The following is a 25,752-nucleotide window of genomic DNA, read 5'->3' on the forward strand; positions in this document are numbered from 1 at the left end:
GGAGGCGGCCGCGGCGCCGCCGTCGAGGCTCCCGGCGCCGCGGGGCGCGGCACCGGAGGCGGTGACCGCCAGCACGCGCACCAGGTCCGTCTGCCCGGTGGGGAAGGGATCCCCGTCGGCCCGGGTGATCCGCCCCAGGGAGGCCTGCAGTTCGGCGTTTTCCACCGCCGCACGGGTCTCGCCCCGCTCGCCGGCCTGCTGCAGGGCCTCGCGCTGCGCGGCGGGGAAGGCCTCCAAGGGCTCGTAGACGCGTAGCGCCGAGGAGAACGGCAACCCGGCCTGGCCGCGGTAGAGGTTGCCCGTCATCGCTGTCCCGCGGTTCCCCGGCGCCCGGTCATCAGTCGGCCAGGTCCACGAGCACGGGCGCATGGTCGGAGGCGCCCTTGCCCTTGCGTTCCTCGCGGTCGATCGCCGCGCCGGTGACGCGGGCGGCCAGCGCGGGGGAGGCCAGGACGAAGTCGATCCGCATGCCTTCCTTCTTCGGGAAGCGCAGCTGCGTGTAGTCCCAGTAGGTGTAGACGCCCGGGCCGGGGGTGTGCGGGCGGACGACGTCGGTGTACCCGGCGTCCTCGAAAGCGCGGAACGCGGCGCGCTCGGGCTCGCTGACGTGCGTGAGACCCGCGGAGCGGAAGTAGTCGATGTCCCAGACGTCCTCATCGCGCGGGGCGATGTTCCAGTCACCCATCAGGGCGATCTGTGCGGCCGGGTCCGCCTTGACCCAGCCCTCGGCGTGGGACCGGAGCGTGTCCAGCCAGCTGAGCTTGTAGGGCATGTGTTCATCGTCGAGGGCGCGGCCGTTGGGGACGTAGAGGCTCCAGACCCGCACGCCGCCGCACGTGGCGCCGATCGCGCGGGCCTCCTGCGTCTCATCCTTGCCGCCCTTGCCGAAGGCGGGCTGGTCCATGAAGGTGCGTTCGACGTCGTCCAGGCCCACCCGGGAGGCGATGGCCACGCCGTTCCACTGGCTAAGGCCGAAGTGGGCCACCTCGTAGCCCATGCGCTCAAAGAGCTCCCAGGGGAAATTCTCGTCCTTGCACTTGGTTTCCTGGATGGCCAGCACGTCGCAGTCGTTGCGCTGCAGCCAGGCCTCCACACGGTCGGCGCGGGCACGGAGGGAGTTCACATTCCAGGTAGCAATCTTCACAGACCCTAACTTACCCAATGCGGCCGACGGCGGGGGCGGGGCGGGGCGCCCGACGACGCCGCAGCGCGGCCCGCGGAGGCTCTGGAGATTACTAGGAAGTCCGAGTATATTCGGGTTCGAGATGATCTAGGTCACATGCAAAGGAGCATTCCCTCATGGTTCGTGAGCTTTCCCATTACGTCGGCGGCCAGCACGTCGACGGCACGTCCGGTCGTTTCAGCGACGTCTACGATCCCTGCACCGGCGAGGTGCAGGGCCGGCTGCCGCTGGCCAGCGCGGAGGAGGTCCGCAACGTCGTGGCCAACGCCGAGAAGGGCCAACTGGAGTGGGCGGCCATGAACCCGCAGCGCCGGGCCCGGATCCTGTTGAAGTTCGTGGACCTGGTGAACGAGAACATGGACGAACTGGCCACCCTGCTCTCCTCCGAACACGGCAAGACCTTCCTGGACGCCAAAGGGGACATCCAGCGCGGCATCGAGGTGGTGGAGTTCTCCGCCGGGGCCCCGCACCTGCTCAAGGGCGAGTTCTCCGACAGCGCCGGCACCGGCATCGACGTCCACTCGCTCCGCCAGCCGCTCGGCGTCGTCGCCGGGATCACCCCGTTCAACTTCCCGGCCATGATCCCGCTCTGGAAGTCCGGCCCCGCCCTCGCCGCCGGCAACTCCTTCGTCCTCAAGCCCTCCGAACGGGACCCTTCGGTGCCGCTGCGGCTGGCCGAACTCTTCACCGAGGCCGGGCTGCCCGACGGCGTGTTCAACGTGGTCAACGGCGACAAGGAGGCGGTGGACGCGCTGCTGGAGGATCCGCGCGTACAGGCCATCGGCTTCGTCGGCTCCACCCCGATCGCCCAGTACATCTACGCCACCGCCGCGGCGCACGGCAAGCGCGCCCAGTGCTTCGGCGGCGCGAAGAACCACATGGTGATCATGCCGGACGCTGACCTGGACATGGCCGCGGACGCCCTGATCGGTGCCGGGTTCGGTTCCGCGGGCGAGCGGTGCATGGCCATCTCCGTCGCCGTGCCCGTCGGCAAGGAAACCGGCGATGCACTGGTAGCCAAGCTGCAGGAGCGGATCGCCGATCTGAAGGTGGGCCACAGCCTGGCCAAGGACTCCGACTTCGGGCCCGTCGTGGCCGCCTCCGCCAAGGAACGGATCGAGGGCTACATCGCCGCCGGCGTCGAATCCGGCGCCACCCTGCTGGCCGACGGCCGCGGCCTCGCGGTGGAGGGCTACGAGGGCGGCTTCTGGGTGGGCCCCACCCTGTTCGACAACGTCACCAAGGACATGTCGATCTACAGGGAAGAGATCTTCGGACCGGTCCTCAGCGTGCTCCGCGCGGAGAGCTACGACGAGGCGCTGCGCCTCTGCAGCGAGCACGAGTTTGGCAACGGCGTGGCCATCTTCACCCGCGACGGCGACGCCGCCCGCGACTTCGCCAGCCGCGTCCAGGTGGGCATGGTGGGCATCAACGTCCCCATCCCGGTCCCGATCGCGTACTACACCTTCGGCGGCTGGAAGGCCTCCGGTTTCGGCGACCTCAACCAGCACGGCGCCGACGCGTTCCGCTTCTACACCAAGACCAAGACAGTCACCACCCGCTGGCCCTCCGGCATCCGCCAGGGCGCCAGCTTCGTGATGCCGGAAGGCAGCTGATGGCTGAGCAGGCGGCCGCCGGGGCAACCACTGAGCCGGCCGCAGAGGTCCTGTTCGAGCGCCGCGGCCGGCTCGGCGTCGTCACCCTGAACCGGGCCAAGGCCGTCAACGCACTCACCGCCGGGATGGCCGCGGCCATGCTGGAGACGCTCACCGACTGGGCGACGGACGACGACGTCGCCGCCGTCCTGGTGCGGGGCGCCGGTGACCGCGGACTTTGCGCCGGCGGGGACATCGTGGCCATCTACCGGGACATGGCCGACGCCGGCCGCGCCACCGCGGAGTTCTGGGCCGTCGAGTACCGGCTCAACCTGCTGATCGCGGAGTACCCCAAGCCCTACATCGCGTTCATGGACGGCCTGGTCCTGGGCGGCGGCGTGGGCATCTCCGCGCACGGTTCGGTCCGGATCGTCACCGAGCGGACCCGCACCGGCATGCCGGAGACCACCATCGGGTTCGTCCCCGACGTCGGCGGGACGTTCCTGCTCTCCCGCTCGCCGGGGGAGACCGGTACTCATGCGGCCCTGACCGGGGCCCACCTGAACGGGGCTGACGCGATCTTCCTGGGCCTTGCGGACACCTTCGTCCCGTCGGACCGGCTGGACGAGCTCGCCGCCGCGCTGGAAACCGGGCCAGTGGCCGACGCGGTCGCCCGCGTCGCCGAGCCTGCACCGGCCTCGGTGCTGGCCGCGCAGCGCGAGTGGATCGACGCGTGTTACGCCGGGAACGACGCCGGGGAGATCGTCCGCCGGCTTCGCACCGTCGGCGGGGAGGCCGTCGACGTCGCGGACACCATCGAGACGAAATCCCCGATGGCCGTCAAGGTCACGCTCGCGTCGCTGCGCCGCGCCGCCGGACTGGACCTGGCGGGCGCGCTGGAACAGGAATACCGGGTGGGCCTCCGTTTCCTGGACGGACCTGACTTCCGCGAGGGCATCCGGGCCCAGGTCATCGACAAGGACCGGACCCCGCACTGGCAGCCGGCCAGCCTGGACGAGGTGAGCGACGCCGACGTCGACGCCTGCTTCGCCCCGCTGGGCGACCGCGAACTGGAACTGACGAAGGAGCGCGACAATGTCTGAAACACCGACCGGCGGGGTGCAGCCAGGCGCGCCCATCGGCCCCATTGCCTTCCTGGGCCTTGGGCACATGGGCGGCCCGATGGCGGTGAACCTGGTCAAGGCCGGGTACACGGTGACAGGCTACGACGTCGTCCCGGCCGCCCTGGAAGCGGCGCGGGCGCACGGCATCGCCACGGCGGACACCGCGGCGGACGCCGTCGCCGGGGCCGCCGTCGTGCTGACCATGCTGCCCAGCGGCAAGCACCTCCTGGACGCCTACCGGGGCACCCCTGACGGACCGGGACAGCCGGGGCAGGACGGTCTCCTGGCCGCGGCGGCGCCGGGGACCATGTTCCTGGACTGCTCCACCATCAACGTCGACGAGGCGCGGGAAGCCTCGGCCCTGGCGGTCGAGGCCGGCCACCGGGCCGTCGACGCCCCCGTCTCCGGCGGCGTCGTGGGCGCCGAAGCCGGGACGCTGACCTTCATGGTGGGCGCCGACCCGGATGACTTTGAGGCCGTGCGGCCGATGCTCGAGGTGATGGGCAAGCGGGTGGTGCACTGCGGTGCCCACGGCGCCGGCCAGGCCGCCAAGATCTGCAACAACATGATCCTGGGCATCTCCATGATCGCCGTCAGCGAGGCCTTCGTCCTCGGGGAGAAGCTCGGGCTGACACACCAGGCCCTCTTCGACGTGGCGTCAGCGGCCTCCGGGCAGTGCTGGGCGCTCACCACCAACTGCCCGGTGCCCGGCCCGGTGCCCACCAGCCCCGCCAACCGGGACTACCAGCCCGGATTCGCCGGAGCGCTGATGGCCAAGGACCTGAAACTGGCCCTGAACGCCCTCGAGAGCACCGGCGTGGCCGCCCGGCTGGGACCGATGGCCTCCGAAATCTACGATACTTTTGCCGCGGAAGGCGGTGCCGGGCGGGACTTCTCCGGCATCATCACCGACATCCGGGACAAATCAGAACAGCCGAGGGGACAGGCATGACCGACTACGCAAACATCCTGGTGGAGCGCCGCGGCCGCGTGGGCCTCGTGACGCTCAACCGGCCACAGGCGCTCAATGCCCTGAACAAAGCCACCCTGGACGAGGTCGTCGCGGCGGTTTCCGCGATGGATACCGACCCGGAGGTCGGTGCCGTCGTGCTCACCGGTTCCGCCAAGGCCTTCGCCGCCGGCGCCGACATCAAGGAGATGCAGTCCAAGGACTACATGGACATGTACGCCTCCGACTGGTTCCGCGGCTGGGAGGACCTGACCCGGCTGCGGATCCCGCTGATCGCCGCCATCTCCGGCTTCGCGCTCGGCGGCGGCTGCGAATTGGCCATGATGTGCGACATCATCATCGCCGGGGACAACGCCAAGTTCGGCCAGCCGGAGATCAATCTGGGCGTGATCCCGGGGATGGGCGGCTCTCAGCGCCTCACCCGTGCGGTCGGCAAGGCCAAAGCCATGGATATGGTCCTCACCGGCCGCATGATGGATGCCGCCGAGGCCGAACGCTCCGGGCTGGTCTCCAGGGTGGTACCCGCCGACGACGTCGTGGCGGAGGCCCTGAAGGCCGCCGAGGTCATCGCGGCGAAATCCAAGCCGGTTGCGATGGTGGCCAAGGAGGCGGTCAATGCGGCTTTCGAGACGGGCCTGGCCCAGGGCGTCCTGTTCGAACGCCGCATCTTCCATTCCCTCTTCGCCACGGCAGACCAGAAGGAGGGCATGGCGGCGTTCAGCGAGAAGCGCCAGCCGGACTTTACCCACCGCTGACGCTCCACACCTGACTCTCCACACCGCGACTCTCCACACCGCGGTCGAAGCCGCCCCGCAGCCCACGCGGGGCGGCTTTCGCGTTCCCGGACACGCGCGGGCCGGCACGGTCTGGAACACGCGGCCGATCTCGGATACCATCTATTCCTTAGACTGTCGTACATCTAGGCGATCAAGGAATTTCGCAATGAAACCTCTAGGTACCGGAGAAGGTTACTGGTACCCGCCCGACGAGAGCCGACGAGCCACCGCCGTGCGGGTCTTGAATGCGCTCAGGGAATACCGGGCCTCCGAGACGGCCATGCGCCGCCGGACCCGCTCCTCCATGGCCATGGGGGAGACGGACCTGCTGGCGCTGCGCTACCTGCTCGACGCCGAAAAGGCCGGACATGGCATCCGCCCCAAGGAACTTGCCGCACGCCTGGGCATGACGTCGGCGTCCATGACGGCTTTGGTGGACCGGATGGTGAGCGGCGGGTTCGTCACCCGTGAGCCGCATCCGGTGGACCGCCGGGCCATTATCCTGAGGCCCACTCCCGGGGCCGACGAAGAGGTGCGGCACACGCTCAGCCAAATGCACCAGCGCATGATCGAGGTGGCCGAATCGCTGACGCCGGAACAGGCCGAAGCGGTCACCTTCTTCCTGCAGCGGATGCGCGAGGCGGTTGATACGGTGGATGCCGAACACCCCGATCTCGTCTCCGCTGGACAAAGTTAGAAAACTAGATAGTCTAGCTAGGTAATTAGCTAGCTATCTAGAGGCGATGGATCGAATGACTGCTGTAATCGAACGCAAGACCTCCGAAGAACCGGACTCCGGCCGCGGCGCAGCGGCAGACGGAACGGCGTCGGCCCCGAAGGCCACCCAGGCCCCGGTGGCTGACTTTACCGTGAACCTGGATGAGTCCTTCGCCGGGCATGGCACCCCGAAGGACAAGGAGCGCACCGCCTCGTCCGTAGCCCCGTCGCACTGCGGCGCTGAGATGACCATGTCGCCTGATCCGGATGCGTCCCTGCCTTGGGCGCAGTTCCACACCGGCCTGGGCGAGTGGGTCTGCCCGTGCGGCTTCCGCCAGGACGTCGCCCCGGTTGCGGATCCGCTGGCCGCCGTCCGCGCCGCCTCCGGCCGGCTGGAGAGCCTGCAGTGGGAGATGGACGCCGCTCAGGCGGCCCTCGCCACCGCCGTCCGTGCCGCGGACCAGGCCGGTGCCGAGCGCTCAAGCCTCGGCGTCGCCGCCGCCATCAGCGCCGCCGAGCTCGAAGACATGCTGGCCTAAACGCCCTAACACCACGTATCCGGCCTGACGGCCCGTCGCCATCGATGGGGTCAGGCCGGACCGCGTTGGTGAACGTTTTCCGAACCCGGCCGCGCCATTCCGGAAATCTTGCCTATATGTGACAAGATTGCCGCAACTTTTGGGTTGGAGGGGACGTCATAGCTATGGTCAGGCAGCCGGATCAGGTGCACCACCGGTCACGGCCGCAAACCCGGATGGGGCTGCCGCCCGGTGCGTGGCTTGGCCTCATCGTGACCATCGACCTGGTCCTGGCCCTGGCGGTACGCATTCCCTCCCTGCTGGGTATTGAGCCGCTGGGGGACACGGAGCGCTGGCAGTGGGTCCTCGACGCGGTGATGCTTTCCTTCGTGCCGATCGTCGTCTACTCCGCCGTCCGCCTGACCCGCCAGCGGCGCACCGAGCGTCTGCAGGCCAGCCGCAGCTCCCGGCAGGTCCACACAATGCTCAGGGCCAGCCGCGAATGGCTCTGGGCCGTCGACAATACCGGTTCCATCACCTTCTCCAGCCCGATGTGTGAACAGCTCACCGGCTACGCACCGGAGGAGCTGGTCGGCAGCCCCATTGGGCTGGTCCTGGACCCGTCGGAGTTGGCCGCCGCGTTGCGCACCCAGCCGTCGGCCGGGGACGACAGGACCTTCACCGGGCTGGTGCTGGTCTGCCGGCATCGCAACGGCACCGGCGTCCTGATGGAGGTCACCGGGGAGGCAATCCTCGACGACGACGGTAACCTCGCCGGCTTCGAAGGCATGGCGCGCGCCGTCGAGGACCTGCCATCCACCGCGTACGAGACCGAACAGGTCCGCCGCCGGGTCTCCGAGCAGCTCGCCGCGGCCCGCCTCGTCACCGCCTTCCAGCCCATCCGCTGCCTCGCCTCCGGCCGGGTGATCGGCGTCGAGGCCCTCAGCCGCTTCCCCGCCTCCGAAGGAACCTCACCCGAGGCGTGGTTTGTCCAGGCCTCCTCCGTGGGGCTCGGCGTGCAGCTGGAACTGCTGGCGCTGCGCACCGCGCTGCGCGCCTCCCGGCGCCTCCCGGCGGAGCTGTACGTGGCGCTTAACCTGTCCCCGGAAGCCTGCCTCGACCCCGAGGTGCACGAGGTCCTCTGGCAGGCGCCCATCGCCCCCGCACGGGTGGTGATCGAGGTGACCGAGCGCCAGGAGGTCAACGACTACGCCGCGCTCTCCAACGCACTCGCCCCGCTGCGGGCGGCGGGACTGCGGGTGGCCATCGACGACGCCGGCTCGGGCTTCGCCTCGATGCGGCACATCATCAAGCTCACCCCTGACCTGATCAAGCTGGACCGCGCCATTGTGCGGGACATCGACACGGAGACCGCCCACCGTGCCCTGGGCGCCGCGATGGCGGGGTTCGCGGCCGAGATTGGAGCATCCCTGCTGGCCGAGGGGGTGGAGACGGACGCCGAACTGCGGACCGTCACCGCACTCGGCATGGCTGCCGCCCAGGGCTACCATCTGGGCAGGCCGTCCGTGAATCCGGGGGACTGGGAACAATGGAGCGGCTCGTCCGGGCGAGACGCCGGGGACCGTGGCTCCGGTGACTCAGGCTCCGGGGACCTCGGGCCCGGCGGCGCACTGTCCCGCTGACCTTGCCCGCAAGGTCTCAGGGCCTCCGGCGCGCGCGCAGCACCGCATCGTGCACCGTTACCGGCGTGCCCTCGGCGTCGGAGGCCGCCCGGGCCCGGGCCGCGCAGGTGACGACCTCCCAGTCCTCCCCGTCCAGTTCCGCGGCGATCTGCTCGGCGGTGAACAGCAGGCCGGGCAGGGACGGCCGGCGGACGGTGGTCTCCAGGTCGGAGGGGTGGTGGCCGACGATCAGCAGGGTCCCGCGGGGCGCCACCGACGCCGCGAGGCGCTGGTACACGTCCGGGCGCTGCTCCGGCGGCAGGTGAAGGTACTGGGCGGTGACCAGATCAAACGTCCCGGCCGGCGGCGGGGCCACGGTCAGGTCCGCGTGCTGCCAAGTGATGCGGGACGCCGCGGCCGGATCGTCCCGCACGGCGTCGGCGGCGCGGGAGAGTGCCACGGAGGAGATGTCGACGGCGGTGACCCGCCAGCCGCGCCGGGCCAACCAGGCGGCGTCGGCCCCCTCACCCGCCCCGACGTCGAGCGCTGACCCCGGTTCCAGCCCCGCCACCTCGGCGACGAGCTGGGGATTGGGCTGCCCGCTCCAGACCGAACCGTGGAGGCCGTGCTGCCGGTACCGTTCGTCCCAGAACGATTCGTCGTAGTCCATGCGGCTCTCCTTGGGCTGCTCGTCGCGGGGGCGGAATCCGGTGGTCAATCCAGTGTAGGGGTCCGCGGCACTACCTCTTTTAGGAGGTAGTTTGCGGTCCGCAAATCTTCTTACAGTGAGCCAGGTCACAACAGCGTGCCTCGAGGCTGACATCAAAGGAGATTGCCATGACCTCAGCAACACCCATTTCCCCGGCGGGACGGCAGGCGGCGCCAAGCCGCAAGACACTGCGCCGGGTGGCGTTCGCGAGCTTCGCCGGAACCACTATCGAGTTTTACGACTTCTTCATCTACGGCACCGCCGCGGCGCTGGTCTTTCCGGTCGTCTTCTTCCCCGCGCTCGGGGCCGCGGCCGGCACCGTCGCCTCCTTCGGCACCTTCGCCGTAGCCTTCTTCGCCCGCCCCCTCGGCGCCATCGTGTTCGGCCACTTCGGCCACTTCGGCGACCGGATCGGCCGGAAGAAGACCCTCATCACCACCCTGCTGATGATGGGCACCGCCACCGTGTTGATCGGCTTCATCCCGGACGCGAGCACCATCGGCGTGGCCGCCCCGATCCTGCTGGTGGTGCTCCGCTTCGTGCAAGGCCTCGCCGTCGGCGGGGAGTGGGCCGGCGCCACCCTCCTGGTGGCCGAGTACGCCTCGCAGGGCAAACGGGGACTCTTCGGGTCCTTCCCGCAGATCGGCCCCTCGGTGGCCTTCTTCCTGGCCAGCGGCACCTTCCTGCTGACCAACCTCACCCTGGGCGACAAGTCCGAGGCCTTCATCTCCATCGGCTGGCGGGTCCCGTTCGTCCTCAGCGCCGTCCTGGTCCTGGTGGGCCTCTGGGTCCGGCTGAGCATCGAGGAGACCCCCGTCTTCAAGAACGCGGCCCGCGCCAGTGCAACCACCACACGCCTGCCCGTCCTTGAGTCCCTGCGCCGCCAGCCGCGGGAGATCCTCCTGGCCGGCGGCGCCCTGACGCTGCTCTTCGCCTTCTTCTACATGGGCACCGCCTACCTCACCAGCTTCGCCACCAGCCCCGCCGGCATGAAGCTGGGCCGGGTGGAGGTCCTCAGTGCCGGCATGGTCGCCTCCGTGTTTGTCGCCGCCGCCACCCTCGCCTCGGGCATCCTCTCGGACCGCTTCGGCCGCAAGAAGGTCATCGCCGCGTCCTGCCTGCTCGCCGTGCCGTGGTCGCTGGTGCTCTTCCCGATTCTCAGCGCCAACACCGTGCTGGCCTTCGGCGTCGGGCTGACCGTCACCCTGGTGATCTTCGCCGTCGCGTACGGTCCGGCGGGGGCGCTGCTGCCCGAGCTCTTCGAGACCCGGTACCGATACACCGGCGCCGGCATGGGCTACAACCTGGCCGGCGTGGTGGGCGGCGGCATCGTGCCGCTGGTCGCGGCCCAGCTGGCCGGGACCTCCGGGGCCTGGTCCGTCGGGGTGCTGCTCGCCGGGATCGGCGTGTTCAGCGTCCTCTGCAGCCTCGCCCTGCCCAACCGGGAGAACCGTGGACTGGAGGGCGCCACGGTACACGCCGCGGCGGAACCCGCGACGGCGGCGGACGCGGCCCCTGCGGCTCGACGTTAGGAACCAGAACCCAAGGGGGCTGACGGCGGACGCCGGCAGCCCCCTTTCTCACGGGATGAGGCCGAGCCGGCGGGCCGCGGACACGGCCTCGAGCCGGTTGTGCACGGAGAGCTTGGCCATCGCGTTCTGCAGGTAGCTCTTCACCGTGGCGGGCTTGAGCCCCAGCCGGTCGGCGGTCTCCTGGTAAGAACAGCCCAGCGCCAGCAGGGACAGCACGTCCAGCTCCCGGCGGGCCAGCCTGGCGCCCACCGGGAGCGCCCGGGCCGCCGCAGGGGGTGAGAGGTAGTCGCCGATGATCTCCAGCTGCCGGGCCAGGTGTGGGTCCGCGACGGTTCCGGCCAGCGAGCGGAGCTCGGCGTGCGCCTCGCGGACGTGCTCCAGCCAGCTGGGGTCCTGCGTCGGGGCGGTTCCGGTTCCGGCGCTCGCGATGATCGAGACTCTGCGGTCCACCTCATCCCGGACCCGGAGTTCCTCGGCCATCCCGGCGGAGGCCTCCATCGCCTCCCGGACGGCGCGTTCGCCCAGCGGGGAGCTGTCCCGGCTGGCCAGGTACAGGACGGCCCGCGACGTTCCCCTGACCACGACGGGCACGGCCGCCACCGAGGACAGGCGTTCCCGGCTGACGGCGACGTCGTACTCGTGGGTGATGCCGTCCGAGGCAAGGTAGTCAGCGACCAGGAACGGCCGCTGCTGGGCGAAGACCCGGCCGCCGAGGCCCGCGCCGGGAACCACCACCACCCGATGCAGGCTGGAGGTCGCCGTACCGAGGAAGTCCGTCAGCTGCAGCCGCTCACCGCTGGCCAGCCCGGCGAAGAGCACGGCCGGCCGGAACCTGCCCGAGAGCGCTCGCAGGGAGGCGCGGAGCAGCTCCCGGTCGTCCGGCCGCGAGTAGGGGTTCGGCTGCATGAGTCGTCTCCTGGTGCCGCGCCGGCTGCCGCCGCGCTCTCATGGGGTTGTGTGGTCGATGGTGTGTGGCTGGTTGCCACCGGGGCGGCGGTGCGGCCTAGTCCGCCTCGTCCGCGAAGTCTCCGGCCCCGCGCCGGAAGTCGCCCAGGATCCGGATCAGCGCGTCCACGTCCTCGGTGCCGAAGCCTGACTGCGCGAACACCTCGCCGTTCAGTGCCGCCGTCGCCCGCTTCGCCAGCGTCCGCCCGCCCGAGGTGAGCTCGATCAGGGTGGTACGCCCGTCGGTGGGGTGCGGTGAGCGGAGTACCAGGCCGGCTTCCTGCAGCCGGTCCACGGCGTTGGTCACCGAGGTGGGGTGGACCTGCAGCAGGGCGCTGGCCTTGTTCATGGGCAGCGCCCCGCTGCGGGCGAAACTGAGCAGGGCCAGCAGCTCGTACCGGGCAAACGTCAGCCCGAACGGCTTGAGTACTGCCTCGATCCGGGCCAGCAGGATCTGCTGGGTGCGCATGATCGCGGTGATCGCCGCCATGGGAGCGGCGACGTCGGACCAACCGTGCCGCTCCCAGTTCCGCCGGGCGTCGGCAATCGGATCGCGCGGCAGTGGGGCGCCCACCACGGCTAGCCCTTCAGCCCCGGGAAGTCCGCCTCGGAGTACTCCGTGCCCAGTCCCTCCGGCGGCGTCCCGTTGCCGTGGCGCAGTTCTTCGCTGTGCCGCAGCTCCACCCGACGGATCTTGCCGGAGATGGTCTTGGGCAGCTCGGCGAACTCCAGCCGACGGATCCGCTTGAAGGGGGCCAGGTGGTCGCGGCAGTAGCGCAGGATGTCCTCGGCCAGCTCCGGCCCCGGCTCGTGGCCGGAGGCCAGCACTACGAACGCCTTGGGGACGGAGAGCTTGAGCGCGTCGGGGGAGGGGACGACGGCGGCCTCGGCCACCGCGGGGTGTTCGATCAGGACACTCTCCAGCTCGAACGGGGAGAGCCGGTAGTCCGAGGATTTGAACACGTCGTCGCCGCGGCCGACGTAGGTGATGATCCCGCGCTCGTCCCGGCTGGCCATGTCGCCCGTGTGGTAGTAGCCGTCGCGGAAGGCCTCGGCGGTCTTCTCGGGGTCGCCGTAGTAGGCCTTCATCAGGCCCACCGGGCGGGGATCCAGGCGCAGGCAGAGCTCGCCGTCGTCGCCCTCCTCGCCGGTGGCCGGGTCGACCAGGACGACGTCGTAGCCCGGCAGCGGCTTGCCCATGGCGCCGATCTTGATCGGCTGGCCGGGGGTGTTGGCGATCTGCACGGTGGTTTCGGTCTGGCCGAAGCCGTCCCGGATGGTCTGGCCCCAGGCCCGGTTGACCTGGTCGATGACCTCGGCGTTGAGCGGTTCGCCCGCGGAGACCACCTTGGTGGGCGGGTTCTGCAGCAGGGTCAGGTCGGCCTGGATCAGCATCCGCCAGACCGTGGGCGGCGCGCAGAAGCTGGTGACCTTCTCGCGGTCCATCTGCTCCATCAGGGCCTTGGCGTCGAAGCGGTCGTAGTTGTAGATGAAGACGCAGGCCTCGGCGATCCACGGGGTGAAGACGTTGGACCAGGCGTGCTTGGCCCAGCCGGGGGAGGCGACGTTCAGGTGCACGTCGCCCGGTTCCATGCCGATCCAGAACATGGTGGACAGGTGCCCCACCGGGTAAGAGGTGTGGGTATGCTCTACCAGCTTGGCCTTGGAGGTGGTGCCGGAGGTGAAGTAGAGCAGCAGCGTCTCGTCGGCCCGGGTGGGGGCGTCCGGGGTGAACTCCAGCGGGGCGCCGTCGGCGTCGGCGTACCGCAGGACGTCCTTCTTCCCGTCGTCGGTGGTCCCGTCGCCGGTGCCCGTGCCTGCCGTGCCCGCGCCGATCTCGATGAGCCGGTAGTCCCCGGGGACGCCGTCGAACTTGCCGATGTTGGCGCTGCCGACGGCGGCCCAGCCGGCCCCGCCGCGCTCCACGCGGTCGCGCAGGTCCGCCGGGCCCATCAGCGTCGTGGTGGGGATCATGACGATCCCGAGCTTGATCCCGGCCAGCATCAGCTCCCAGAGCTCCACCTGGTTGCCCAGCATGATGATCATCCGGTCCCCGCGGCGGATGCCCTGCGCCCGGAGCCAGTTGGCCACCTGGGCGGAGCGGGCCGAGAGGTCGGCGAAGCTGCGGCGGGTGGCGGAGCCGTCCTGTTCCACGATCACCAGCGCCGGCTTCGCGCCGCGCTCCGGGTCCGCGGCGATCTGGTCGAACCAGTCCAGGGCGAAGTTGAATTCCTCGAACCGTGGCCATTCGAACTCGTCCCGGGCGGCCTCGTAATCCCCGCGCAGGGCGAGCAGCCTGTCCCTCGCGGCCCGGAATTCGTCAGTCACGGTCATGGGTGCACCTTTCACAGCCGGTTGCGGCCCGGCGGTCCAGTGGCGGCCGCCGTTGGCCGGGCATATCCACCGCCACCGGGAGGTCCGTGATTGCCGGCGCCCCCTAGTGACGAATATCACTGTGCAATATACTAGGACATCCAAGGGTTTGGAAGAGCCTGCGCCGCCGCCGGCGGCACCCGACGAAGGGATACCTGCCCGTGCAGCCACAACGAAGTGTCGACGGACCAGCCATCGGAGCTCCCCCGTTTCCGGACGCGGACCTGATGTACATCGCTGACCTCCTGCCCCCGGCGGAACGGAGCCGCTACGAGGAGATCCGGGAGTTCCTGCAGACCCGGATCCGGCCCGCGTCGATCGACTTCTGGAACCGGGAGGAGTTCCCCTTCGGCTTGCTCTCCGAACTGGGCAAGCACGGCCTCGGCGGGATCCAGACGGACGGGACCTCGAAGCTGTTCAAGGGCCTGATGTACGTGGAGGTGGCCCGGGCGGACGTCTCGCTCTCGGCGCTGGTGGGCATCCACAACGAACTAATCGTGGGGATGATCGACGAGCTCGGCTCTGAGGAGCAGAAGGCCCGCTGGCTGCCCGGGCTGACCGCCTTCACCCAGCTGGGCGCGTTCGCCCTGACCGAGCCGGACCACGGCTCGGACATCGCCGGGGGACTGGCGACGACGGCGCGGCGGGACGGGTCCGAATGGGTGATCACCGGCGCCAAGCGCTGGATCGGCGCCGGCACAATCGCCGACTTCGCGCTGGTCTGGGCCCGGGACGAAGCGGACCAGCAGATCAAGGGCTTCATCGTCGAGACGGACCGGCCCGGGTACACGGCCACCAAGATCGCCAACAAGATCGGCCTGCGGATCATGCAGAACGCGGACATCGTCCTCGACGAGGTCCGTATCCCGGCCGAAAACCTGCTGCCCGGGGCCACCAGCTTCTCCCGCGCCAACGACCTGCTGCGCGACTCACGGGCCTGGGTGGGCTGGCAGGGCGCCGGCATCCAGCTCGCGGCTTTCGACATCGCGCGTGCCTACGCGCTGGAGCGGTTCCAGTTCGGCCGCGAACTGGCCCGGTTCCAGCTGGTCCAGCAGCAGCTGGCCGAAATCCTGGGCAACGCCAGCGTCTCGCTGGCCCTGATGGCGCAGCTGGCGCGGATCCAGCAGGACGGGAAGCTGGAAATGGTACAGGCCGCCATGGCCAAATCCACCACCACCCGCCTGGCCCGCGCCTCCGTGGCGATGGGGCGCGCGCTGCTGGGCGGCAACGGCATCACCACCGATTTCGAGATGGCCAAGCTCTTCGGCGACGCCGAGATCCTCTACACCTACGAGGGCAGCTACGAGATCAATTCGATGATCGTGGCCCGGGCCGTCACCGGGAAATCCGCGTTCGTCTAACGCCTGCTGACGACGGCGGGCCGGCGGTCAGCCGGCCGCGCCGTAGCGTTCGCTGCGGTCGCGGCCGGCGTGCTTGGCCGCGTACAGTGCCCGGTCCGCGCAGGCCAGCAGGCCCCGGCTGCCGGCGTCGGACAGTTCGCAGACGCCCGCCGAGACGGTGATGTGCCCGACATCGCCGAACGGTTCGGAGCCGATCGCCACCCGGGCCCGTTCCGCCGCCAGCAACGCCTCCACCCCGTCGGTTTCCGGGAGCAGCCAGACGAATTCCTCGCCGCCGAAGCGGGCCACGATTTCATCCTTTCGCGCCACCGCCCGGAGCCGGGCGGCGACGTCGGCCAGCACCACGTCGCCCATCAGGTGCCCGAAGGTGTCGTTGACATTCTTGAAGTGGTCAATGTCCAGCACGATGGCGCTGAGGTGGGTGCCGCGGGCGGCGGCCCGCTCGATCTCGTGGGCCAGGTGCTGCTCCAGGGAGCGGCGGTTGGGCAGCCCGCTGAGCTCGTCCGTGGTGGCCTGGCGCTCCAGTTGGGCCCGGGCCTCGGTGTTTCCGATGGCGATTTCCACCAGTTCCGCGAACTGCGCCAGCCGCTCCAACATGGCCGCGGTGACGCCGGTGCTGGACTTGGACGTCAGGCTCACCACGCCCCAGAGGCTGCCGTGCACCCGGATCGGGGCGGCCGCGGCGGATCGGAAGCCGCCGGCGAGCATCTGCCCCTCCGCGACGCCACCGCTCTTGGTGCCGTACACAACCAGGGCGGGCTTCCCCGTCACCGCCACCCGAACGGTGGCGGAATTGTCGGTCAGAGCGAAGACATGCTCCCGGCTCAGCGTCGAGGGCATAGCCGGGGCCATGGCCACGATCTCGGCCGACAGGGGCCCGGTGTAGCGGACGACGGCGGCGGAGTCGACGGCGAAGAGGTCCCTGAGGATAAACGCGAGCTGCACCGAGATGTCCTCCGGCGCCGCGTTGCGGGCCACGGCCGTGGCGATCTCGTGCAGCGCCTCCCAGGTCTGCTCCTGCTGCAGCCGCTCGGTGACGTCCACGGCCACCACCATTCCGGCGGTGGCACCGTCGGAGTTGACCGGCCCGGCCTTGAGCCGGTAGGTGCGGGGGCCGATCCGCCGGGTCCAGGCGACCTCCTCGCCGGCCAGGGCCGCCCGGTAGCGTGGTTCCAGTTCCTCGGCCAGCCAGCCCTCCAGCACATCGTGGATGCGGCGGCCCTCCAGCTCCTCCGGGCGGTAACCGAAGGCGTGCAACTCCTGGCCTTCGGCGATCAGATAGCGGAGATCCGCATCGAAGAGCAGGACGAAGACGCCGGGGATGCTGCCGGCCAGGGCGCGGTAGCGGTCCGTGTCGCGGCGCTGCCGGTGCTCCGCGAGGACCCGATCCGTGACATCGGTGATCATGACGAAGAAGCCCAGAACGGCGCCGTCGCGCTCATCGGGCATGTAGGAGACCTCGGCGTGGCGGGTGCCGCCGCCAGCGTCGTTGAGCGTGCGCTTGAACAGTTGCGGCTCGCCGCCAAGAACCTTGTCGATGTACCCGCGGTTCGCCGCGTAGACGTCCTCGTGCAGCAGCTCGCGGATGTGCATCCCGTACAGCTGCTGAGCCTCGACGCCGAACCAGGACAGGTAGGCATCATTGGCCAGCCGGTTCCTCAGCTCCGCGTCCCAGTAGGCCACCATCGCCGGAATTCCATTGAGCACCGCGCGCATCTGGGCGGGGACCTCCGGCATCGCCGGCGGATGGTTCGCGTTCTCACGGTCGAGAGCGCTGTGAATATTCATTGCCCAAGTATCTATGGCGGTGCGGTCCCGCGAAAAACCGGCACAACGAAAACGGGTGAAGGAAAGTTCCGGGACGACCATCCCGGCATGGTCGTTGGCCTCGCCGCGCAGCCCGGGCCGGGATGGGCATCCCGCTCCCCGCCGATGTCGCCGGTGCAGCCACGGGGTTTGGCCGGGTAGCGGCTATCCCCGCAGGGGAGGAGCGACGGCGTCGGCGGCTTCGCGCATCCGCGTCAGGAACCGCTTGACCGTCTCGGCTTCCTGCTGGGTCAGCTCCGCCGCGGCACGGATCAGGAGCGGGTGGATGTTTCCCAGGGCTTCCCGGACGACAACCCTGGCGGAAGGCATCGGCAGGAGGTTGACCGCCCGGCGATCGGCCGGATCCGGTTCGCGGGTGATGTGCCCGGACCTGACGAGGCGGTCCACCAGCGAGGTAGCGGCGGCGGAACTCATTCCCAGGCGAACGGCGAGGTCCTTCTGCCGCACCTGGGCGCCGTCCGCCTCGGCGTCCAGAAGATGCCGGAGGGCAAGGAGATCCGATTCGTTCATGTCCCTGGTCGGGCGGGTCCGGCGCTGCATGGCGGCCTCGGCAACCCGGTACTCCCTCAGTGCCTCGAGAACGCTGAGTGCGCGGGGACCCGTGTCACCAGCGGGTACGGGAACGGAACTGGGGCCTGCGTCGTGCGTATCCATCGGAATCCCTTGGTAGCGCACTGGCAAGCATGCGTAGGCCCTAAACGTATCACCCGGTCCGGTGCCTACGGCACGAACCGGTAGCCGATCCCCGCCTCCGTAAGCAGGTGCCGCGGGGCGGCAGGGTCCGCCTCAAGCTTGCGCCGCAGCTGCGCCATATAGACCCGTAGGTAATTGGTCTCCTTCGCGTACGCCGGGCCCCAGACCTCGGAGAGCAGCTGCTGCTGCGGGATCAGCTTCTCCGGGTTCCGGACCAGCACCTCCAGCATCTTCCACTCGGTGGGGGTCAGGCGGATGTCCTCCCCGCCGCGGGTGACCCGGTGCTTGCCGAGGTCCACGGTGAACGTCTCGGTGGCGACCACCGGCTGGACATCGACGTCGGCGGTGCGGCGCAGCAGGGCGCGGAGCCGGGCCAGCAGCTCGTCCAGCCCGAACGGCTTGGTGATGTAGTCGTCCGCGCCGGCGTCGAGCGCCTCCACCTTGTCCTCGGAGCCGTGCCGGGCCGAGAGTACCAGCACCGGCGCCTGGCTCCAGGTGCGGAGCTCGCGGAGGACCTCGGTACCGTCCAGGTCCGGCAGGCCCAGGTCCAGGATCACCAGCGCCAACGGGTGCTGGGTGGCGGCCAGTAGGGCGGAGTGCCCGTCCGCGGCGGTGGTGACGTCGTAGCCGTGCGCCTGCAGCGTGATGCGCAGTGCCCGGAGCAGGTGCGGGTCGTCGTCGACGACGAGGACGGCGGTCATCCGGCCTCCGTCCGGTTCGGGGCGGCGGGCAGGCGGTGTGCCCGGTGGTCCAGGGTGGACTGCGGTTCCAGCGGGGCCTGCCGGTGGCCGGGCTCGAAGGGGGCGCCGGTAGAGAGCGGCAGCCGGATCACCATGGTCAGGCCGCCGCCGGGGGTCGGTTCGGCGGTAAGGCTGCCGCCCATCGCGTCGGTGAAGCCCTTCGCCACGGCCAGGCCCAGGCCGATTCCGGTGGCCTGCGGGGCGTCGTCGAGCCGTTGGAAGGGCCGGAACATCTCCAGCACGCGTTCGGCCGGGACGCCGTGGCCGTGGTCGATGATCCGCAGCTCCCCGGCGGGCCGGCCGCCCAGGGCCACCGGGCTCAGTCCGCCGCCGGCGCCGACCAGGACGATGTCCGCCTCCGGCGCGTATTTCACGGCGTTCTCGACGACGTTTGCCACCACACGCTCCAGCATGCCGGGGTCGGCGTCGACCTCGGGCATGTTCGGCGGCAGCTCCACCCGGACCCGGCCCGGCGGAACGGCGCGCAGCGCCCCGGGAATGACGTCGAACCAGCGGACCGGGCGGAGCAGGGGGTGGGCGGCGTCGGCGCTGATCCGGGACATGTCCAGCAGGTTCCCCACCAGGGCGTCCAGGCGGTCCGAGCATTCCTCGATGGTGGCCAGCAGTTCTTCCCTTTCCTCGGGGCGGTAGCGGTCCGCGTCGTGGCGGAGGCCGCCGACGGCCAGCTTGATGCCGGCCAAAGGCGTGCGCAGGTCGTGGGAGACGGCGCGCAGGATGGAGGTGCGGATGGTGTTGCTCTCGGCCAGGCGCAGCATCTGCCGCCGGCTGGCCACCAGCTGCTGGCGTTCCAGCTGCGCCTCGAGGTGGACGCCGAACGCGGCCAGCAGCCGCCGGTCGCTCGCCGGGAGCACCCTGCCGTAGAGCACCAGCCGGGCACCGGAGCCGACTTCCTCGACGTTGTCGCCGGCCGCACCGCCGTCGGCCGTCTCGGCGCTTCCCGGCGATCCGGCCGTCGCGATCAGCTCCCACTCGCCCGAGCTTCCGCCGCCCTCCGCGGGTGCGGGCCGGACGTAGAGCGCCGCGGCGCGGACCTGGAAGACGCTGAGAGCCTGCTCCAGCAGGGCCGCGAGCGTGTCCTCCGAACCGGCGGCGTTGCGGGCCAGGTCGCCCAGGGTGGTGGCCTCGGCGCGGGCCCGGGCGGCCTCCTTGGAGCGGCGGGCGGAGACGTCGACGACGACGGCGACCGCGGCGGAGACCCCGACGAACACCAGCAGCGCCAGCAGGTTCTGCGAGTCGCTGATGGTCAGGGTGCCCACCGGCGGGGTGGAGAAGTAGTTGACCAGCAGGCTGCTGAGCACGGCGGCGAGGATCGCCGGCCACAGGCCGCCCACCAAGGCGACGGCCACGGAGCCGCTGAGCTGGACCAGCATGACGGTGGCGACGTTCCGCTCCGGGTCGAGCACCAGCAGCGCCTGGACCGCCGGCGGCAGCAGCAGCGCCAAGGCGAAGCCCACCAGCACCCGGATCCGGCCCAGGTCCCGGGGCCGGACCGGGCGGGCGCCGCGGCCCACCAGCGGGTGGGAGACCATGTGAACGTCGATGTCGCCGGAGTCGCGGACCACCCGGGTGCCGACGCCGCCGCCCAGCAGCCAGCCGGCGAGGGAGTCGATCTTCCGGCGCCGGGAGATCCCTACGACGATCTGGGTGGCATTGACGCTGCGGGCGAAGTCCAGCAGCGCCGCGGCCGGGTCCTCCCCGGCGACCGTGTGGTAGCTGCCGCCCAGGTCCTGGATCAGGTGCCGCTGCGCCTCGAGGGCCTGCGGGGATTCGCTGGCGACGCCGTCGGCCACCCGGACGTGCACGGCCAGCAGGTCCCCGCCGTTGACCCGGTTGAGGATCCGGGCGCCGCGGCGGATCAGTACCTCGCCCTCTGGGCCGCCGGTCAGTCCCACGACGATCCGTTCCCGGGCCGGCCAGCTCTCCTCGATGCCCTGTTCGGCCCGGTATTTGGCCAGCCCCTCGTCCACCCGGTCCGCGAGCCAGAGCAGCGCCAGTTCCCGCAGCGCGGTCAGGTTGCCCACCCGGAAGTAGTTCGAGAGCGCCGCGTCGATCTTCTCCGGGGCGTAGATCTTGCCGTCGCCCAGCCGCTGCCGCAGCAGCTCCGGAGAGATGTCCACGAGGTGGATCTGGTCCGCGCGGCGGACGACGTCGTCGGGCACCGTCTCGGCCTGGCGGACGTCGGTGATGGCGCTGACGACGTCCCCGAGCGAGGCCAGGTGCTGGATGTTGACGGTGGAGAGGACGTCGATGCCGGCCTCCAGCAGCGCGTCGACGTCCTGCCAGCGCTTCGGGTTGCGGCTGCCGGGGATGTTGGAGTGGGCGTACTCGTCCACGATCGCGGTTTCCGGGGCGCGGGCCAGGACCGCGTCCAGGTCCATTTCCTCGAACTCGGTGCCGCGGTAGGGGAGGCGGCGCGGCGGCACGATTTCCAGGCCGTCCAGCAGGGCACGGGTCTCGCTGCGGCCGTGGTCCATGGCGAAGGCTACGACGACGTCGATGCCGCGCTGCGCCAGCCGGTGGGCCTCTTCGAGCATCTCGTAGGTTTTCCCGACGCCGGGCGCGGCCCCCAGGAAGATCCGCAGCGTTCCTCGTGCCATGCCGTCATTCTCTCACTTGGTTCGGCCCGGCTGCGCCGCCGCGGCAGCGTCCGCGACGGCCAGGTTCAGGGCGGTGACATTGACCGAGGGCTGGCCGAGGAACGCCGTGACCCCGCCGCGGGTGTTTCCGCGGACCAGCTCCTCAACGGCGGCCGGGTCCAGCCCCTGCGCGGCGGCAACCCGGGCCACCTGGAGCTTCGCGTAGGCCGGGGAAATGTCCGGGTCCAGGCCCGAGGCCGAGGCGGTGACGGCGTCGGCCGGGACCTGGTCCACGGAGACATGCTCCGCCGCCGCCACCGCGGCGCGGCCCTGCTGCACGGAGTCCAGCAGTTTAGCGTCGTTCGGACCGAGGTTGCTGGCCGAGGATGACGCCGGGTCCCACGCCACCGTTGAGGGCCGGGCATGGAACCAGCGCGGGTCCTGGGCCCCGCCGTCGCCGGCGGAGGCCTGCGCGATCAGGGCCGAGGCCGCCGGGCGCCCGGCGCTGTCCCGGAGGATGGAGCCGTTGGCCTGGTCGGGGGCGATCAGCTGCCCGGCGCCGAACACGGCCAGGGGGTAGGCGAAGCCGAGCACCAGGGTGGCGGCGACGAGAAAGCGCAGGGCGGTGCCGGCCTGCCGGAGGTATCCGAAGATGGTGGTCATGGGGTGTTCCTAGCCGATTCCGGGGATGAGGGAGATCACGAGGTCGATGATCTTGATGCCGATGAAGGGTGCTACCAGGCCGCCGAGGCCGTAGATCAGCAGGTTTCGGGACAGCGCCCGGTTGGCGGTGACGGCGCGGTACTTCACGCCGCGCAGCGCCAGCGGGACCAGGGCGATGATGATCAGGGCGTTGAAGATCACCGCCGAGAGGATCGCGGAGGCCGGCGTCGTCAGGCCCATGATGTTCAGCAGGCCCAGGCCCGGGAATGTGGCCGCGAACAGTGCCGGGACGATCGCAAAGTACTTGGCGACGTCGTTGGCCACCGAGAAGGTGGTCAGCGCGCCCCGGGTGATCAGCAGCTGCTTGCCGATGCCCACGATGTTGATCAGCTTGGTGGGGTCCGAGTCCAGGTCCACCATGTTGGCGGCGTCCTTGGCCGCCGGGGTCCCGGAGTTCATCGCGACGCCGACGTCCGCGGCGGCCAGAGCCGGGGCGTCGTTGGTGCCGTCCCCGGTCATGGCCACCAGCCGGCCGGCGGACTGTTCCTTTTTGATGACGGCGAGCTTGTCCTCCGGGGTGGCCTCGGCCAGGAAGTCGTCCACGCCGGCTTCGGCGGCGATCGCCTTGGCCGTGATGGGGTTGTCGCCGGTGATCATGACCGTGCGGATGCCCATCTGGCGCAGCTCGGCGAAGCGGGCGTGCATGCCGGGCTTCACGACGTCGGCCAGGTGGACGCAGCCGAGCACCTCGGGGCGTCCGTCGGCGGCCACCTCGGCCACCAGCAGCGGGGTGCCGCCGTGCGCGGCGATCTCCCGCACCCGGGCATCCACCCCCGCGCCGGTGCGGCCGCCATGTTCCTCGACGAAGGTGCCCACGGTGGAGGCGGCGCCCTTGCGGATCATCCGCCCGTCCAGGTCCAGCCCGGACATCCTGGTCGCGGCGCTGAACGGGACGACGGCGACGTCCCGGCTCCCGGCTTCCAGGGCGGCCAGGTCCGCCCCGGCGACGCCGCGTTCGGCGGCCAGGTCCACGACGGACCGGCCCTCCGGGGTCTCGTCGGCCAGGCTGCAGAGCCGGGCCGCCTCGATCAGCCGGTCCATGCCCACCCCGTCCGCGGGGTGGAATTCCACCGCGCGGCGGTTTCCGTAGGTGATGGTGCCGGTCTTATCCAGCAGCAGGGTGGTGATGTCCCCGGCCGTTTCCACGGCCCGGCCGGAGGTGGCCAGGACGTTGTGCTGGACCAGCCGGTCCATGCCGGCGATGCCGATGGCGGGCACCAGTGCCCCGATGGTGGTGGGGATGAGGCAGACCAGCAGCGCCACGAGGACGATCGGGGACGGGGTGGCACCGGCGAGGGCGGCAAACGGGGCCAGCGCCATGGTGACGATCAGGAAGACGATGGTCAGGGACACCAGCAGCACGTGCAGGGCGATCTCGTTGGGGGTCTTCTGCCGGACGGCGCCCTCCACGAGTTTGATCATCCGGTCCACGAAGGTTTGGCCGGCCTCTGCGGTGATCCGGATGACGATCCGGTCCGAGAGCACCCGGGTGCCGCCGGTCACCGAGGACCGGTCGCCGCCGGATTCGCGGATGACGGGGGCAGATTCGCCGGTGATGGTCGATTCGTCGACGCTGGCGACGCCCTCGATGATCTCGCCGTCGGAAGCGATCACGTCCCCTGCCTCGCAGATGATCACGTCGTTGAGCGACAGATCCGTGCCCGGGACGCGGCGGGTGCCGCCGTCGGGCAGCCGCAGCGTGGCCTCCACGCCCTGTCGGCTGGCGCGCAGGCTGTCCGCCTGGGCCTTGCCGCGGCCCTCGGCGATCGACTCGGACAGGGTGCCGAACAGGACGGTCAGCCATAGCCACGCGGTGACCGCGATGCCGAAGACGGAGGGTTTCAGCACGCAGATGACGGTGCACAGTGCGGCGCCCACCAGCACGGTGAACATCACCGGGGAGTGGACCATCTGGCGGGGGGCGAGCTTGCGCACCGCCAGCGGCAGGGCGGCGGCCACGGTGGCCAGGGTCAGCTTGGCCGGGGTCTTGGTGTGGTGCTTGTGTTCGCCGGGGGTGCCGAGGGGGTTGCCGTCGGCGTAGGTCCGGCTGGAGGTGTCCGCGGGGGACGGGGTCATCGGATCAATCCTTCTGCGAGGGGGCCCAGGGCGAGGGCGGGGAAGTAGCTGAGGGCGGTGAGGATAACCGTCACGCCCAGCAGCAGCACCGCGAACAGGGGGCCGTGGGTGGGGAGGGTGCCGGCGGAGACCGGGATCTTGCCCTGCCGGGCCAGGGAACCGGCCAGGGCAAGGACCAGGACGATCGGCAGGAACCGGCCCAGGAGCATGGCGAGGCCCAGGAGGGTGGAGAGCAGGGGCCCGGAGCTGGTGATGCCGCCGAACGCGGAGCCGTTGTTGTTCGCCCCGGAGGTGAAGGCGTACAGGACCTCGCTGAACTGGTGCGGTCCGGTGGCCGGGGCGTTGGCGACGGCGTCGGGCAGCAGCACGGTCACCCCGGCGAGGGCCAGGACCAGGGTGGGGGTGACCAGGATGTACAGGGCCGCGAGCTTCATCTCGGTGGGGCCGATCTTCTTGCCCAGGTATTCGGGGGTGCGGCCCACCATCAGGCCGGCGATGAACACGGCGATGATCGAGAGGATCAGCAGCCCGTACAGCCCCGAACCGGTGCCGCCGGGGGCCACCTCGCCCAGCATCATGTTGATCATCGTCATCCCGCCGGCCAGGGGCGGCAGCGAGTCGTGGGCGGCGTTGACCGCGCCGGTGGAGGTCAGGGTGGTGGACGCGGCGTACAGCGCGGCCGGTACCGGGCCGAAGCGCTGTTCGAAGCCCTCCCCGAGCCCGCCGGCCGCCGCCGTCGCCGTGCCCTGCGCGGAGGACACCGCCCAGCCGGTCAGCAGGGTGGAGGCCAGCCAGAGCGTGCCCATGACCGCGGCAACGGTGAAGCCCTGCCGCCGGTCGCCCACCAGCCGGCCGAAGGTGTACGGCAGCGCGGAGGGGATGAGCAGCAGCAGGAAGACCTGGAACAGGCTGACCGCGGCGTTGGGGTTCTCGAAGGGGTGGGCGGAGTTGGCGTTGAAGTAGCCGCCGCCGTTGGTGCCAAGGACCTTGATGGCCTCCTGCGAGGCGACCGGGCCGCCGGGGATGGTCTGGTTCACGCCCATGGCCTGGTTGGCGACGTCGGTGGACCAGAAATTCTGCACCACCCCGCCCAGCACCAGCAGGACGGCGGAAACGAACGCCAGGGGCAGCAGCACCCTGTAGGTCACGCGGGTCAGGTCCACCCAGAAGTTGCCCAGCCGGTCGGTGCGCACCCGCACCAGGCCGCGGATGAGGGCGACGGCGACCACGATGCCGACGGCGGCGGAGAGGAAATTCTGCACCGCCAGCAAGCCCATCTGCACGAAGATGCCCACCGTGGCCTCCGGGGCGTACGCCTGCCAGTTGGTGTTGGTCACGAAGGAAATGGCCGTGTTCATGGCCACCCAGGGGTCCACGCCGGTCAGCGGTCCGGTGCCCGGGATGACGCCCTGGAGCCGCTGTAGCGCGAAGACCAGCAGGATCGAGACGGCGGAGAAGGCCAGCACGCCGCGCAGGTACACCGGCCAGGTCTGCTCCGTGCCGGCGTCGACGCCGGTCAGCCGGTAGAGGAGGCGCTCGGCGCGGGCGGTGCGGGTGCCTGCGACCACCCGGGCCAGGTAGAGCCCCAGCGGCTTGTGCACCGCGGCCAGCGCCACCAGCAGGGCGCCGGCCTGGAGCAAGAAGGAGAGAGTGTTGAAGGTCATTGGGCGG

General features: G+C 70.5%; 21 protein-coding genes and 1 pseudogene. 9 read left to right on the forward strand and 13 right to left on the reverse strand.

Features of this window, described 5'->3' with window-relative positions:
- Positions 1-306, reverse strand: a pseudogene (locus tag AB0305_RS04920) (hypothetical protein); the annotation flags it as partial.
- A gap of 31 nt (positions 307-337) precedes the next feature.
- The gene (locus AB0305_RS04925; RefSeq protein ID WP_364136254.1) at positions 338-1,144 is read right to left on the reverse strand and encodes an exodeoxyribonuclease III; all 807 of its coding nucleotides are present in this window, start codon (positions 1,142-1,144) and stop codon (positions 338-340) included.
- A 155-nt stretch (positions 1,145-1,299) separates the two neighbouring features.
- Between AB0305_RS04925 and AB0305_RS04930 the strand changes: the two genes are divergently transcribed.
- The 7 genes from AB0305_RS04930 (at position 1,300) to AB0305_RS04960 (ending at position 8,526) form a co-directional block, all read left to right on the forward strand.
- Positions 1,300-2,799, forward strand: coding sequence for a CoA-acylating methylmalonate-semialdehyde dehydrogenase (locus tag AB0305_RS04930; protein ID WP_364136256.1), 1,500 nt, complete (start codon positions 1,300-1,302; stop codon positions 2,797-2,799).
- A complete protein-coding gene (locus AB0305_RS04935; RefSeq protein WP_364136258.1) occupies positions 2,799-3,881 on the forward strand; it encodes an enoyl-CoA hydratase/isomerase family protein in 1,083 nt (360 codons plus the stop codon). The genes AB0305_RS04930 and AB0305_RS04935 overlap by 1 nt, the downstream gene beginning before the upstream one ends.
- Complete coding sequence (gene mmsB, locus AB0305_RS04940) at positions 3,874-4,854, forward strand: 3-hydroxyisobutyrate dehydrogenase (RefSeq protein WP_364136260.1); 981 nt, start codon at positions 3,874-3,876, stop codon at positions 4,852-4,854. Before AB0305_RS04935 ends, mmsB begins: the two co-directional genes overlap by 8 nt.
- Positions 4,851-5,627 (forward strand): enoyl-CoA hydratase, encoded by a 777-nt coding sequence (locus AB0305_RS04945; RefSeq protein WP_364136262.1) that lies wholly within the window; start codon positions 4,851-4,853, stop codon positions 5,625-5,627. The genes mmsB and AB0305_RS04945 overlap by 4 nt, the downstream gene beginning before the upstream one ends.
- Before the next feature lie 187 nt (positions 5,628-5,814).
- Positions 5,815-6,345, forward strand: coding sequence for a MarR family transcriptional regulator (locus AB0305_RS04950; protein WP_290256831.1), 531 nt, complete (start codon positions 5,815-5,817; stop codon positions 6,343-6,345).
- 55 nt (positions 6,346-6,400) lie between these two features.
- Positions 6,401-6,904, forward strand: a complete 504-nt coding sequence (locus AB0305_RS04955) for a hypothetical protein (protein WP_364136264.1) — start codon at positions 6,401-6,403, stop codon at positions 6,902-6,904.
- Positions 6,905-7,119: 215 nt separating this feature from the next.
- A complete protein-coding gene (locus AB0305_RS04960) occupies positions 7,120-8,526 on the forward strand; it encodes an EAL domain-containing protein (protein ID WP_366171952.1) in 1,407 nt (468 codons plus the stop codon).
- Between the two features lie 16 nt (positions 8,527-8,542).
- Here AB0305_RS04960 and AB0305_RS04965 read toward each other — a convergent pair whose 3' ends face one another.
- Positions 8,543-9,175: a class I SAM-dependent methyltransferase gene (locus tag AB0305_RS04965; protein ID WP_366171954.1), complete on the reverse strand. Its 633-nt coding sequence runs from the start codon at positions 9,173-9,175 to the stop codon at positions 8,543-8,545.
- A 167-nt stretch (positions 9,176-9,342) separates the two neighbouring features.
- Between AB0305_RS04965 and AB0305_RS04970 the strand changes: the two genes are divergently transcribed.
- Positions 9,343-10,746 carry an MFS transporter gene (locus AB0305_RS04970; protein WP_364136270.1) on the forward strand — a complete coding sequence of 468 codons (1,404 nt, stop codon included), beginning with the start codon at positions 9,343-9,345 and terminating at the stop codon, positions 10,744-10,746.
- 48 nt (positions 10,747-10,794) lie between these two features.
- On the opposite strand, the gene AB0305_RS04975 is transcribed toward AB0305_RS04970, so the two are convergent.
- The 3 genes from AB0305_RS04975 to AB0305_RS04985 all read right to left on the reverse strand — a co-directional run bounded on the left by AB0305_RS04975 (position 10,795) and on the right by AB0305_RS04985 (position 14,025).
- Positions 10,795-11,652, reverse strand: a complete 858-nt coding sequence (locus AB0305_RS04975; protein ID WP_364136272.1) for a LuxR C-terminal-related transcriptional regulator — start codon at positions 11,650-11,652, stop codon at positions 10,795-10,797.
- 97 nt (positions 11,653-11,749) lie between these two features.
- The gene (locus AB0305_RS04980; RefSeq protein WP_364136685.1) at positions 11,750-12,265 is read right to left on the reverse strand and encodes a MarR family transcriptional regulator; all 516 of its coding nucleotides are present in this window, start codon (positions 12,263-12,265) and stop codon (positions 11,750-11,752) included.
- A 5-nt stretch (positions 12,266-12,270) separates the two neighbouring features.
- Positions 12,271-14,025: an AMP-binding protein gene (locus AB0305_RS04985; RefSeq protein WP_364136274.1), complete on the reverse strand. Its 1,755-nt coding sequence runs from the start codon at positions 14,023-14,025 to the stop codon at positions 12,271-12,273.
- A gap of 266 nt (positions 14,026-14,291) precedes the next feature.
- Here AB0305_RS04985 and AB0305_RS04990 point away from each other — a divergent pair, with 266 nt between their 5' ends.
- Positions 14,292-15,425, forward strand: coding sequence for an acyl-CoA dehydrogenase family protein (locus tag AB0305_RS04990; RefSeq protein WP_364136276.1), 1,134 nt, complete (start codon positions 14,292-14,294; stop codon positions 15,423-15,425).
- Positions 15,426-15,452: 27 nt separating this feature from the next.
- Here AB0305_RS04990 and AB0305_RS04995 read toward each other — a convergent pair whose 3' ends face one another.
- The 7 genes from AB0305_RS04995 to kdpA form a co-directional block, all read right to left on the reverse strand.
- Positions 15,453-17,213 (reverse strand): diguanylate cyclase, encoded by a 1,761-nt coding sequence (locus AB0305_RS04995; protein WP_364136278.1) that lies wholly within the window; start codon positions 17,211-17,213, stop codon positions 15,453-15,455.
- A 183-nt stretch (positions 17,214-17,396) separates the two neighbouring features.
- Entirely contained in the window at positions 17,397-17,906 is a 510-nt protein-coding gene (locus AB0305_RS05000) for a MarR family transcriptional regulator (RefSeq protein ID WP_364136280.1), read from the reverse strand.
- A 65-nt stretch (positions 17,907-17,971) separates the two neighbouring features.
- Positions 17,972-18,646 (reverse strand): response regulator, encoded by a 675-nt coding sequence (locus AB0305_RS05005; RefSeq protein WP_364136282.1) that lies wholly within the window; start codon positions 18,644-18,646, stop codon positions 17,972-17,974.
- On the reverse strand, positions 18,643-21,303 hold the full coding sequence (locus AB0305_RS05010; RefSeq protein WP_364136284.1) for a DUF4118 domain-containing protein: 2,661 nt from the start codon (positions 21,301-21,303) through the stop codon (positions 18,643-18,645). Before AB0305_RS05010 ends, AB0305_RS05005 begins: the two co-directional genes overlap by 4 nt.
- Before the next feature lie 12 nt (positions 21,304-21,315).
- Entirely contained in the window at positions 21,316-21,945 is a 630-nt protein-coding gene (locus tag AB0305_RS05015; protein WP_364136286.1) for a potassium-transporting ATPase subunit C, read from the reverse strand.
- 9 nt (positions 21,946-21,954) lie between these two features.
- Positions 21,955-24,081, reverse strand: a complete 2,127-nt coding sequence (gene kdpB / locus AB0305_RS05020; RefSeq protein WP_364136288.1) for a potassium-transporting ATPase subunit KdpB — start codon at positions 24,079-24,081, stop codon at positions 21,955-21,957.
- Positions 24,078-25,745, reverse strand: a complete 1,668-nt coding sequence (kdpA, locus tag AB0305_RS05025) for a potassium-transporting ATPase subunit KdpA (protein ID WP_364136290.1) — start codon at positions 25,743-25,745, stop codon at positions 24,078-24,080. The genes kdpB and kdpA overlap by 4 nt, the downstream gene beginning before the upstream one ends.
- Between the last annotated feature and the right edge of the window lie 7 nt (positions 25,746-25,752).

It is taken from the genome of Arthrobacter sp. NPDC080086, from assembly GCF_040702285.1.

What these genes read in the sequence shown, in the direction of transcription:
- AB0305_RS04930 (WP_364136256.1), top strand. Translation starts at nt 1,300, where the DNA reads ATGGTTCGTGAGCTTTCCCATTACGTCGGCGGCCAGCACGTCGACGGC.
- AB0305_RS04935 (WP_364136258.1), top strand. Translation starts at nt 2,799, where the DNA reads ATGGCTGAGCAGGCGGCCGCCGGGGCAACCACTGAGCCGGCCGCAGAG.
- mmsB (WP_364136260.1), top strand. Translation starts at nt 3,874, where the DNA reads ATGTCTGAAACACCGACCGGCGGGGTGCAGCCAGGCGCGCCCATCGGC.
- AB0305_RS04945 (WP_364136262.1), top strand. Translation starts at nt 4,851, where the DNA reads ATGACCGACTACGCAAACATCCTGGTGGAGCGCCGCGGCCGCGTGGGC.
- AB0305_RS04950 (WP_290256831.1), top strand. Translation starts at nt 5,815, where the DNA reads ATGAAACCTCTAGGTACCGGAGAAGGTTACTGGTACCCGCCCGACGAG.
- AB0305_RS04955 (WP_364136264.1), top strand. Translation starts at nt 6,401, where the DNA reads ATGACTGCTGTAATCGAACGCAAGACCTCCGAAGAACCGGACTCCGGC.
- AB0305_RS04960 (WP_366171952.1), top strand. Translation starts at nt 7,120, where the DNA reads ATGGGGCTGCCGCCCGGTGCGTGGCTTGGCCTCATCGTGACCATCGAC.
- AB0305_RS04965 (WP_366171954.1), bottom strand. Translation starts at nt 9,175, where the DNA reads ATGGACTACGACGAATCGTTCTGGGACGAACGGTACCGGCAGCACGGC.
- AB0305_RS04970 (WP_364136270.1), top strand. Translation starts at nt 9,343, where the DNA reads ATGACCTCAGCAACACCCATTTCCCCGGCGGGACGGCAGGCGGCGCCA.
- AB0305_RS04975 (WP_364136272.1), bottom strand. Translation starts at nt 11,652, where the DNA reads ATGCAGCCGAACCCCTACTCGCGGCCGGACGACCGGGAGCTGCTCCGC.
- AB0305_RS04985 (WP_364136274.1), bottom strand. Translation starts at nt 14,025, where the DNA reads ATGACCGTGACTGACGAATTCCGGGCCGCGAGGGACAGGCTGCTCGCC.
- AB0305_RS04990 (WP_364136276.1), top strand. Translation starts at nt 14,292, where the DNA reads ATGTACATCGCTGACCTCCTGCCCCCGGCGGAACGGAGCCGCTACGAG.
- AB0305_RS04995 (WP_364136278.1), bottom strand. Translation starts at nt 17,213, where the DNA reads ATGAATATTCACAGCGCTCTCGACCGTGAGAACGCGAACCATCCGCCG.
- AB0305_RS05000 (WP_364136280.1), bottom strand. Translation starts at nt 17,906, where the DNA reads ATGGATACGCACGACGCAGGCCCCAGTTCCGTTCCCGTACCCGCTGGT.
- AB0305_RS05005 (WP_364136282.1), bottom strand. Translation starts at nt 18,646, where the DNA reads ATGACCGCCGTCCTCGTCGTCGACGACGACCCGCACCTGCTCCGGGCA.
- AB0305_RS05010 (WP_364136284.1), bottom strand. Translation starts at nt 21,303, where the DNA reads ATGGCACGAGGAACGCTGCGGATCTTCCTGGGGGCCGCGCCCGGCGTC.
- AB0305_RS05015 (WP_364136286.1), bottom strand. Translation starts at nt 21,945, where the DNA reads ATGACCACCATCTTCGGATACCTCCGGCAGGCCGGCACCGCCCTGCGC.
- kdpB (WP_364136288.1), bottom strand. Translation starts at nt 24,081, where the DNA reads ATGACCCCGTCCCCCGCGGACACCTCCAGCCGGACCTACGCCGACGGC.
- kdpA (WP_364136290.1), bottom strand. Translation starts at nt 25,745, where the DNA reads ATGACCTTCAACACTCTCTCCTTCTTGCTCCAGGCCGGCGCCCTGCTG.